The following is a 9,222-nucleotide window of genomic DNA, read 5'->3' on the forward strand; positions in this document are numbered from 1 at the left end:
CCCGGTGCTGGGGGAATATCAGGTGTCGAACAGCCTGGAACCGCAGCAGATCGCCGTGCTGTGGCCGGGCAGCCGACGGCTGTCGGTGAAGGTGAGGACGGTGATTGATTTTTTTGTCGAGTGCTTTGGCGAAATTCCCTACTGGGACAGAGCCTGAAGATCAAGAGCCCCTCACCCTAGCCCTCTCCCTGAGGGAGAGGGAACCGACCGAGGTGTCCCACCCACTGCATCGACCTGAAAAACCGCGTCGATTATGGATTCAAAGCAGGACTTTCAGGTCGGCGTAATCCCGCAATATTCCCCAATCGGTTCCCTCTCCCTCTGGGAGAGGGCTAGGGTGAGGGGCTTTTCAGGCCATCAGATACGGAACTGCCCGACCAGCTTGCCCAACCGCTGGCCCAGCTCCGCCAGACTGCGTGACGTCTGCGCGCCCAGTTGCGTTTCATCGGCGACGCTGTCCACCGCCACGGCAATCTGATGCACGCTGCGGTTGATCTCTTCGGCCACGGCCGTCTGCTCTTCCGCTGCGCTGGCGATCTGCGCGTTCATCGAGTTGATCGTCGCGATCAACTGCGCCATGGCGTCCAGCGATGCACCGGCCTGATTGGCTTGCTGCGAAGTGCCGTCGCCGGCCTCGCTGGAACGGCGCATCGCTTCGACCGCCTGCTGCGTGCCGGCCTGCAAGCGGTCGATCATGCCCTGGATTTCCTGGGTGCTGATCTGCGTGCGGCTGGCCAGTGCGCGTACTTCGTCCGCAACCACCGCAAAGCCACGCCCGGCCTCACCGGCACGTGCCGCTTCGATCGCGGCGTTAAGCGCCAGCAGGTTGGTCTGCTCGGCAATCGAACGAATCACCCCAAGCACGCCGACAATCGAACTGACGTCCTGCTGCAAGCTGTCCAGCGATACGCCGCTGTTGCGGATGTCGTCGACCAATGCATGAATCTGCTTGATGCTGCCCGCCACCACGCGCTTGGCGCTCTGGCCTTCTTCGTCGGTCTGCTGCGCGGCGACGGCGGCGTTTTGCGCGCTCTTCGCCACTTCCTGGGCGGCGGCGGACATTTCGTTGATCGCCGTGGCGACCTGATCGGTTTCGTGGCGTTGACGCTCCATCGCCTGATCGGAACGCTGCGCCTGTTCCGAGACCTGAGTAACCAGCCCGGTCAGTTGCGTGGTCATCTCGGTGATCTGCCGAACCAGGCCGTGGATCTTGTCGACGAAGCGGTTGAACGAGCCGGCCAGTTCGCCGAGTTCGTCCTGGCTGGTGATGTTCAGGCGCCGGGTCAGGTCGCCCTCGCCTGCCGCGATGTCGTCGAGGTTGGCTTTCATCAGGGTCAGCGGGCGCAGAATGGTGTTGGCCAGCAGCATCCCCGCCGCCGCGATCACCAACAGCACCAGCACCGCAACGCCGACAATGCTCAGCACCACGCCTTGCACGCGCTCCTGCACTTGCGCCTCGACCTGCGCCACTTGCGCTTCGATGCCGTCGAGGTTGACCGAAGTACCGACCGCCATGTCCCACTTCGGCAGGTATTCGGTGTAGCCGAGTTTCGGCACCAGCACCTTGGCGTTGCCCGGCAGCGGCGAGCTGTATTGCAGATAGTGAGTGCCGTCCTTGGCCACTTTGACCAGGCCGAGGTTGACGTAGACGCCGTTCGGATCGCGGTTGTCCTTGAAGCTTTTGCCCACGCCGTCGGGGTCGTTGGCCTTGAACAGACGCACGGTCTCGGAGTCGTAGCCGAAGAAGTAGCCATCCTTGCCGTAGCGGATGCCCGAGAGCAATTTGATCGCCTGCGCCCGCGCCGCGTCATCGCCCGGTGCGGCGGCGTCGTACAGCGGTTTGATCGTGGTCATGGCCACGGCGACGTAACTTTGCAGGGTGGCCTTGGCGTCGCTGAGCAGCCGCTCGCGGGTCTGTTCGACCTCCTTGCGCGCCTGTTCCTGGAGGATGAACAGCGTGGTCACGCTGATGACCAGCGCAAAGAGCAGCACCGGCAGAACGGCAAGGGACAGGACTTTAGCCTTGAGACTCAGGCGCATCGGGGGACTCACTCTTTTGATTTTGTTGGCGTGGTTAAAGGCTTTAACGGCACGCCGGAGCAAAAGTTGAGTCTTGAAACATCGCCGCCCCCCCTGTGGGAGCGAGCCTGCTCGCGAAAGCGTTGGCTCAGCAACCTGTGTGTCGACTGACACGACGCCTTCGCGAGCAGGCTCGCTCCCACATGGGGCAGTTGTGGATTCTTACAGAACCATCGCCGCGACCCAGCCAAACACCAGCAGCGGCAGGTTGTAGTGCAGGAAGGTCGGTACGACGGTGTCCCAGATGTGGTGATGCTGGCCGTCGATGTTCAGACCCGAGGTCGGGCCGAGGGTCGAGTCCGAGGCTGGTGAACCGGCATCGCCCAGCGCACCGGCAGTGCCGACGATGCAGACAATGGCGATCGGGCTGAAGCCCAGTTGCACGCACAACGGCACGAAAATCGCTGCGAGAATCGGCACGGTGGAGAACGACGAGCCGATGCCCATGGTTACCAGCAAGCCCACCAGCAGCATCAACAAAGCCCCGACGCCTTTGCTGTGATTGATCCAGGCCGCCGACGATTCGACCAGCGTCTGCACCTGCCCGGTGGCCTTCATCACCTCGGCAAAACCTGAGGCGGCGATCATGATGAAGCCGATCATCGCCATCATTTTCATGCCTTCGGTGAACAGGTCATCGGTCTCGCGCCACTTGACGATGCCCGACACCGAGAAAATCAGGAACCCGACCAGAGCGCCGATAATCATCGAGTCCAGCAGCAACTGCACCACGAATGCCGAAGCAATGGCCACACCAGCGATCATCAGGCTCAGCGGGTTGTATTGCACCGCCGTCTGCTCGACCTGTTCGATTTTGGCCAGGTCATAAACGCGCTTCTTGCGGTAGCTGATAAACGCCATCGCCAGGCCGAAGACCATGCCCAGCGCCGGAATACCCATGGCGTGGGTGACATTGATGCCGCTGATGTCGACGCCGCTGCGGGCGACGTTGGCCAGCAGGATTTCGTTGAGGAAGATGTTGCCGAAGCCCACCGGCAGAAACATGTACGGGGTGATCAGGCCGAAGGTCATGACACAGGCGATCAGACGGCGATCGAGTTGCAGCTTGGTCAGTACATATAGAAGTGGCGGCACCAGCAGCGGGATGAATGCAATGTGGATCGGCAGAATGTTCTGCGAGGCAATCGCTACTACCCACAGCAGGCCGATCAGCAGCCATTTGACGTTACCGCCGCCGGTTGCATGCTGCCGATCCACCATGGCCAGGGCCTTGTCGGCCAACGCATGGGCCAGGCCGGATTTGGCAATCGCCACGGCGAACGCGCCGAGCAAGGCGTAGGACAACGCCACGGTCGCGCCGCCGCCCAAGCCGCTGTTGAACGCCTTGAGTGTTGCGTCGATGCCCAGACCGCCGGTCAGGCCACCGACCAGCGCCCCGACGATCAGCGCGATCACCACATGCACGCGCGACAGGCTGAGGATCAGCATGACGCCGACGGCTGCTATGACTGCATTCATTTCACTACCTCAAAAAACACTGCGGGTGAAAACACACCGCCAGACAGGATGAGTCCGCCCGGGGTTGGCCGGCGGATGTGTACAGAGGGTCTTGTTAGAGGGCGCGCACTGTGCCGCAGAGTGGCGGCGCTGTCAAAGCCCTGTGGCTAGGGGATTGATCGTTCCCACGCTCTGCGTGGGAATGCAGCCCGGGACGCTCCGCGTCCCTTCCAGAGCCGAACGCGGAGCGTCCGTTGAGGCATTCCTTTGCTGCGCGTGGGTACGATCATAACCCTATACGCAAATGTCACGACTGCTTCGCAGCCGAACGGGGATAAATCCCCTCGCCACTGGACCACAGGACCACAGGACCACAGGAGCACAGGACCACAGGCCCCGCATGCGGCAATCGGTCATATTGCGTTCACGACATAAAGAAAGCCGAAACGCGGCCGCTACAGTGCAAAGTCTCAGATATTTATCGGATAAGGATGTTTTCCATGTCGCTCAGACAACTTTCCATCCAATGGAAAATCACCCTGCTCGCCGGCCTCTGCCTGGCCGGTATCGTGACCCTGTTGGTCGGTCTTTCGCTGTATCGCATGGAACACAGCTCGGCGCTGGTCAAGGCCTCGAGCATGGAGATGCTCACCGAGTCGGCGCAGGCGCGGATCGAGTCGCAAGGTGAAGTGCAGGCCGCCGGCATTCGTCAGCAATTCATGGACGCCTATCAGTACGGCCACGGTTTCTCGCGGCAGGTGCTGTTTTTGCGTGAGCAGGCCGAGAAGCGTTTTCTCGATGCCTTCGATCTGCGCGAGGACATGACCCGTCAGGTCAAATCCGCGCTGCAAGCCAACCCGGACCTGCTCGGCCTGTCGCTGGTGTTCGAAGCCAACGCGCTGGACGGCAAGGACGAACTGTTCGCCGATCAGGCTGAACTGGGCAGCAACGACAAGGGCCGTTTTGCCCTGTACTGGTCGCAGCCGACCCCGGGCAAAGTCACCTCGATGGCGCTACCGGAAAGCGACATGAGCGACACCAGCACCGGCCCCAGCGGTCAGGCCGCCAACGCTTGGTTCACCTGCCCGCGCACCACGCTCAAACCGTGTGTGATCGAGCCGTACTTCTATGTCATCGACGGCCACAAAGTGCTGATGACCAGCATCGTCTTCCCGCTGCAGGTCAACGGCAAAGTCATCGCCTCGCTGTCGGTCGACATCAATCTCAACAGCCTGCAAGCGATCAGCCAGAACGCCAGCCGCAAACTGTATGACGGTCAGACCGCCGTCAGTATTGTCAGCCCCGCCGGCCTGCTCGCCGGTTACAGCCCGGATGCCGGCAAACTCAGCCAGCGTCTGGATGCGGTGGATCAGGCCAGCGGCAGCGAGTTGCTGCGCCTGCTCGCCGCGAGCACTGGCGTGAGCAGCCTGCACAGCAACGGCCAGTTGAAAGTGCTGTCGCCGTTCCAGCCGATTCCCGACGGGCCGGCGTGGGGCGTGTTGCTCGATGTGCCGGAGAAAGTCCTGGTCAGCCGCGCCGAAGCGCTCAAGCAGCAACTGGATGCGAGCAATACCTCGGGCACACTGATCGAACTGAGCCTGGGCCTGCTCGCCGCGCTGATCGGTCTGTTGCTGGTGTGGCTGATGGCGCGCAGCGTGACCAAGCCGATCCTCGGTGTGGCGCACATGCTTGAAGACATCGCCAGCGGCGAAGGCGACCTGACCCGGCGCCTGGCCTACGACAAGCAGGACGAGCTTGGCCAGCTGGCCGGTTGGTTCAACAAGTTCCTCGACAAGCTGCAACCGATCATCGCCGAGGTGAAGCGCTCGGTGCAGGACGCGCGCAACACCGCTGACCAGTCTTCGGCCATCGCCACTCAGACCAGCGCTGGCATGGAGCAGCAATACCGTCAGGTCGATCAGGTCGCCACCGCGTCCCACGAAATGAGCGCCACCGCCCAGGACGTCGCGCGCAGTGCCGCCCAGGCCGCCGAAGCTGCCAAAGACGCCGACCGCGCCACCCGTCAGGGCCTGACCGTGATCGACCGCACCACCGCAAGCATCGACACCCTCGCCGCCGACATGAGCGCAGCGATGGTTCAGGTCGAAGGGCTGGCTGCGAACAGCGAGAAGATCGGCACGGTGCTGGAAACCATCCGCGCCATCGCCGAGCAGACCAACCTCCTGGCACTCAACGCCGCCATCGAAGCCGCCCGCGCCGGTGAGGCCGGACGCGGTTTTGCCGTGGTCGCCGATGAGGTGCGCAACCTCGCCCGCCGCACCCAGGAATCGGTGGAAGAAACCCGCCAGGTCATCGAGCAATTGCAGAACGGCACGCAGGAAGTGGTCGGCTCGATGGGCAACAGCCATCGTCAGGCCCAGGGCAGTGTCGAGCAGGTGGGCCAGGCCGTCACCGCGCTGCGGCAGATCGGCGATGCGGTTACCGTGATCAGCGACATGAACCTGCAAATCGCCAGTGCTGCCGAAGAGCAGAGCGCGGTGGCTGAGGAGATCAATAACAACGTGGCGACGATTCGCGATGTGACCGAATCGCTGTCCGGGCAGGCGAATGAATCGGCGCGCGTCAGCCAGTCGCTTAACAGCCTGGCGAATCAGCAGCAGCGGTTGATGGATCAGTTTCGCGTTTGACAAGTGCGGGGTGTCAGTTGCAATCCCCCCTCACCCCAGCCCTCTCCCCCCAAGGGGGGCGACGGGGAAAGGGAGCCGATCTTCATGCCATTCAAGTCCTGAGTTCGACTCGGATTTCAAGTGGGTGCATCTCTCAAGAACAACTCAATCAGTCCCCTCTCCCTCTGGGAGAGGGTTAGGGTGAGGGGCTTTTCAAGGGCTCACCGCCGAGGCAGTTCAATCACCACTTTCAACCCGCCCCACTCGCTTTCGCCCAGCACCAGCAAGCCACCCCAGGTATCGACAATATCCCGCACGATCCCAAGGCCGAGCCCATGCCCGTGGGTCTGCTCATCCAGCCGCGTGCCACGGCTGAACACCTGAGACCGCTGCTCCTCGGGAATCCCCGGGCCGTCATCTTCCACGCTCAGGGCAAAGCCGTCAGACCTTTCGATCACACTCAAGCGCACCTCGGCATCGGCCCATTTGCAGGCGTTGTCGAGCAGGTTGCCGAGCAGTTCGAGCAAGTCCTCGCGGTCCCACGGCAGTTGCAAGCCCGGCGGTGCAACGTAACTCAAGGCCAAATGCTCGCCGTGAATCATGTTCAAGGTCGCCAGCAACCCCGGCAGCTCGGCATCGCAATCGAACAACGCGCCGGGTAGCGCATCCCCCGACAACCGCGCGCGATTGAGTTCGCGATTGAGGCGCTGCTGCACCTGCTCCAATTGCTCCTTGAGAATTCTGCGCAGCTCGGGATGGTCATCGAGCTTGTCGCTGGAGGCCAGGCTGAGCAGCACCGCCAACGGGGTTTTCAGCGCGTGGCCGAGGTTGCCCAAGGCATTGCGCGAGCGCTTGAGGCTGTCTTCGGTGTGGGCGAGCAAGTGGTTGATCTGCGCCACCAGCGGCTCCAGTTCCACCGGCACCTGATCGTCGAGTTGCGAGCGCTGGCCCTGTTGCAACTGAGCGATCTGCTCGCGCGCGCGTTCCAGCGGTTTCAGCGCGCGGCGCACGGTCAGGCGTTGCAGGAACAGGATCAACAGCAATGCCGCCAGCCCCAGACCGAGGCCGATCTGGCGCATGCGCTGGAAACTGTCGCTGACCGGCGTGTAATCCTGGGCGACGCTGATCGAGATCGACTGACCCAGGCGCCGATAGTCCGAGCGCAGTATCAGCAAGCGTTGCCCGCCCGGGCCCAGTTGCAGGTTGCTGTGCAGCCCCGGGTGTTGCAGCAGCGGCAGTTCCTGATCCCACAGCGAGCGCGAACGCCAGTGGCTGTCGGAAAAATCGATGCGAAAGTAATGCCCGGAAAACGGCCGCTGATAGGCCGGCGAGAGATGCCGCTCATCCAATTGCAGACCTTGCGGGCCGCGCACCAGCGCCACCAGCAGGCTTTCGCTGTCGTTGCGCAGGCCGGCTTCGAGGTAGCGCTGCAAACCGACTTCGAACAACCACAGGCTGGTTTGTGCCAGTACCAGACCGACGATCACCATCACACTGATCAAACCCAGGCTCAAACGGCGCTGGATTGATCTCATGAAGCTTGCCCGCCGAACAGGTAACCCTGGCCGCGACGGGTTTCGATCACGCTTTTGCCGAGCTTGCGCCGCAGGTGATTGACGTGCACTTCGAGGACGTTGGAGTCACGCTCGGTCTCACCGTCGTAGAGGTGTTCGGCGAGGTGGCTTTTCGAGAGGATCTGTTCGGGGTGCAGCATGAAATAGCGCAGCAGACGGAATTCAGCGGCGGTCAGCTGAATGTCGGCGCCGTCGCGAACCACGCACTGGCGACCTTCGTCCAGATGCAGGCCGGCGGCTTGCAAAGTCGGCTGGTTGGCCTGGCCCTTGGAGCGGCGCAACAGTGACTGAATCCGCAGGTACAGCTCTTCCGGATGGAACGGTTTGGTCAGGTAATCGTCAGCGCCGGCCTTCAGCCCTTCGATGCGCTCGGCCCAGGAATCACGCGCGGTGAGGATCAGCACCGGAATCGCCAGGCCGGCGGCGCGCCACTGCGCCAACACGTCCAGCCCCGGCACGCCGGGCAGGCCGAGGTCGAGGATGATCAGGTCATAGGGCTCGCTGCTGCCCTGATACACCGCGTCACGACCATCGGCCAGCCAATCCACCGCGTAGCCTTGGCGTTGCAGGCCGGCGAGCAATTCGTCGGCCAGCGGTACGTGGTCTTCCACCAGAAGCAAACGCATCGATCAATCTTCCTTGTCTTTGACTAACTCGCCGGTATCGGCCTTCAGGTGCAGCTCGCGCGCCACGCCTTCGACCGTCAGCAATTCGACTTCGTAAATGTACACGTCGTGTTTTTCTTCCAGCTCGACTTCCAGCAGTTTGGCGCCGGGGTAGCGATCCATGGCCTGCTGCAGCACTTGCTCCAGCGGCAGGATCACGCCATCGCGACGCAGGGCCAGCGCCTCGTCCTGATCGAGGTCGCGAGCCATGGCCGTGCTGCACAACAACACCAGCGCCAGCGCCGTCAGGCGGGTGGCGCGACTATTCAGCTTCATTACGTATCCTGATGATCCCTGAGCACTTCACCATCGACCGCGTTCAACTCCAGATCCCACTTCAGCCCTTTCGGGTCGCGCAGTTCGATCTGGTAAATGAACTTGCCGTACTCTTCCTCCAGCTCGGTTTCGGTGATTTCCGAACCGGGATGTTTTTCCAGGGCGATGGCGTTGAGCTTCTCGAAGGAAACGATAGTACCAGCGTCGCGCAAACGAAGCGCTTCGTCGGGTCCGAGATCGCGCGCCAGCGCAGTGTTGGCGCCAAGGCCGAGGATCGAGGCAGTGGTCAGGGCAGTCAGGGTTTTCATGGGTGTCTCCGAATTCTTATATGTTGCTTACGGTGGGCACCATAGCGGGATCAACTTAACTGAAACTGAATGGCCATCATTGTGCCCCTCAGTCCGATCGTTCCCACGCTCCGCGTGGGAATGCCTCAAGGGACGCTCCGCGTTCCAATGGGACGCAGAGCGTCCCCGGCTGCATTCCCACGCGGAGCGTGGGAACGATCTGTACGCCGTCGTCGCGGGCCCTCCCACAGGATTC

7 protein-coding genes and 3 pseudogenes are annotated in these 9,222 nt (G+C 62.3%); 3 read left to right on the forward strand and 7 right to left on the reverse strand.

Annotated features, from left to right (window positions below):
* Window positions 1-157 (forward strand): annotated as a pseudogene (locus OQK_RS30315) (LysR family transcriptional regulator); the annotation flags it as partial.
* 200 nt (window positions 158-357) lie between these two features.
* Here the strand turns inward: OQK_RS30315 and OQK_RS32165 are convergent.
* The 3 genes and pseudogenes from OQK_RS32165 to OQK_RS28165 all read right to left on the reverse strand — a co-directional run bounded on the left by OQK_RS32165 (window position 358) and on the right by OQK_RS28165 (window position 3,558).
* Entirely contained in the window at window positions 358-1,179 is an 822-nt protein-coding gene (locus OQK_RS32165) for a methyl-accepting chemotaxis protein (protein ID WP_370695145.1), read from the reverse strand.
* A gap of 36 nt (window positions 1,180-1,215) precedes the next feature.
* A pseudogene (locus OQK_RS32170) lies at window positions 1,216-2,040 on the reverse strand (cache domain-containing protein); the annotation flags it as partial.
* Between the two features lie 201 nt (window positions 2,041-2,241).
* Window positions 2,242-3,558, reverse strand: a complete 1,317-nt coding sequence (locus tag OQK_RS28165; RefSeq protein WP_016775409.1) for a Na+/H+ antiporter family protein — start codon at window positions 3,556-3,558, stop codon at window positions 2,242-2,244.
* A 1,622-nt stretch (window positions 3,559-5,180) separates the two neighbouring features.
* Here OQK_RS28165 and OQK_RS32175 point away from each other — a divergent pair.
* Together OQK_RS32175 and OQK_RS32180 are read left to right on the forward strand one after the other, a co-directional pair.
* A pseudogene (locus OQK_RS32175) lies at window positions 5,181-5,327 on the forward strand (HAMP domain-containing protein); the annotation flags it as partial.
* A gap of 102 nt (window positions 5,328-5,429) precedes the next feature.
* Window positions 5,430-6,185 carry a methyl-accepting chemotaxis protein gene (locus tag OQK_RS32180; protein ID WP_371699990.1) on the forward strand — a complete coding sequence of 252 codons (756 nt, stop codon included), beginning with the start codon at window positions 5,430-5,432 and terminating at the stop codon, window positions 6,183-6,185.
* 200 nt (window positions 6,186-6,385) lie between these two features.
* Here the strand turns inward: OQK_RS32180 and OQK_RS28175 are convergent, their stop codons facing one another.
* From OQK_RS28175 to OQK_RS28190, 4 genes are read right to left on the reverse strand one after another with little or no spacing between them, the layout of a single operon-like run.
* Entirely contained in the window at window positions 6,386-7,699 is a 1,314-nt protein-coding gene (locus OQK_RS28175; RefSeq protein ID WP_016775411.1) for a sensor histidine kinase, read from the reverse strand.
* Window positions 7,696-8,364, reverse strand: a complete 669-nt coding sequence (locus OQK_RS28180; RefSeq protein WP_016775412.1) for a response regulator transcription factor — start codon at window positions 8,362-8,364, stop codon at window positions 7,696-7,698. Before OQK_RS28180 ends, OQK_RS28175 begins: the two co-directional genes overlap by 4 nt.
* A 3-nt stretch (window positions 8,365-8,367) precedes the next feature.
* Window positions 8,368-8,679, reverse strand: coding sequence for a PepSY domain-containing protein (locus OQK_RS28185; RefSeq protein ID WP_016775413.1), 312 nt, complete (start codon window positions 8,677-8,679; stop codon window positions 8,368-8,370).
* Window positions 8,679-8,987: a PepSY domain-containing protein gene (locus OQK_RS28190; RefSeq protein ID WP_016775414.1), complete on the reverse strand. Its 309-nt coding sequence runs from the start codon at window positions 8,985-8,987 to the stop codon at window positions 8,679-8,681. The genes OQK_RS28185 and OQK_RS28190 overlap by 1 nt, the downstream gene beginning before the upstream one ends.
* Between the last annotated feature and the right edge of the window lie 235 nt (window positions 8,988-9,222).

It is taken from the genome of Pseudomonas sp. R62 (genome assembly GCF_000257605.1).
Lineage (GTDB): Bacteria > Pseudomonadota > Gammaproteobacteria > Pseudomonadales > Pseudomonadaceae > Aquipseudomonas > Aquipseudomonas atacamensis.

What these genes read in the sequence shown, in the direction of transcription:
- OQK_RS28180 (WP_016775412.1), bottom strand. Translation starts at nt 8,364, where the DNA reads ATGCGTTTGCTTCTGGTGGAAGACCACGTACCGCTGGCCGACGAATTG.
- OQK_RS28165 (WP_016775409.1), bottom strand. Translation starts at nt 3,558, where the DNA reads ATGAATGCAGTCATAGCAGCCGTCGGCGTCATGCTGATCCTCAGCCTG.
- OQK_RS32180 (WP_371699990.1), top strand. Translation starts at nt 5,430, where the DNA reads ATGGAGCAGCAATACCGTCAGGTCGATCAGGTCGCCACCGCGTCCCAC.
- OQK_RS28190 (WP_016775414.1), bottom strand. Translation starts at nt 8,987, where the DNA reads ATGAAAACCCTGACTGCCCTGACCACTGCCTCGATCCTCGGCCTTGGC.
- OQK_RS28185 (WP_016775413.1), bottom strand. Translation starts at nt 8,679, where the DNA reads ATGAAGCTGAATAGTCGCGCCACCCGCCTGACGGCGCTGGCGCTGGTG.
- OQK_RS32165 (WP_370695145.1), bottom strand. Translation starts at nt 1,179, where the DNA reads ATGACCACGCAACTGACCGGGCTGGTTACTCAGGTCTCGGAACAGGCG.
- OQK_RS28175 (WP_016775411.1), bottom strand. Translation starts at nt 7,699, where the DNA reads ATGAGATCAATCCAGCGCCGTTTGAGCCTGGGTTTGATCAGTGTGATG.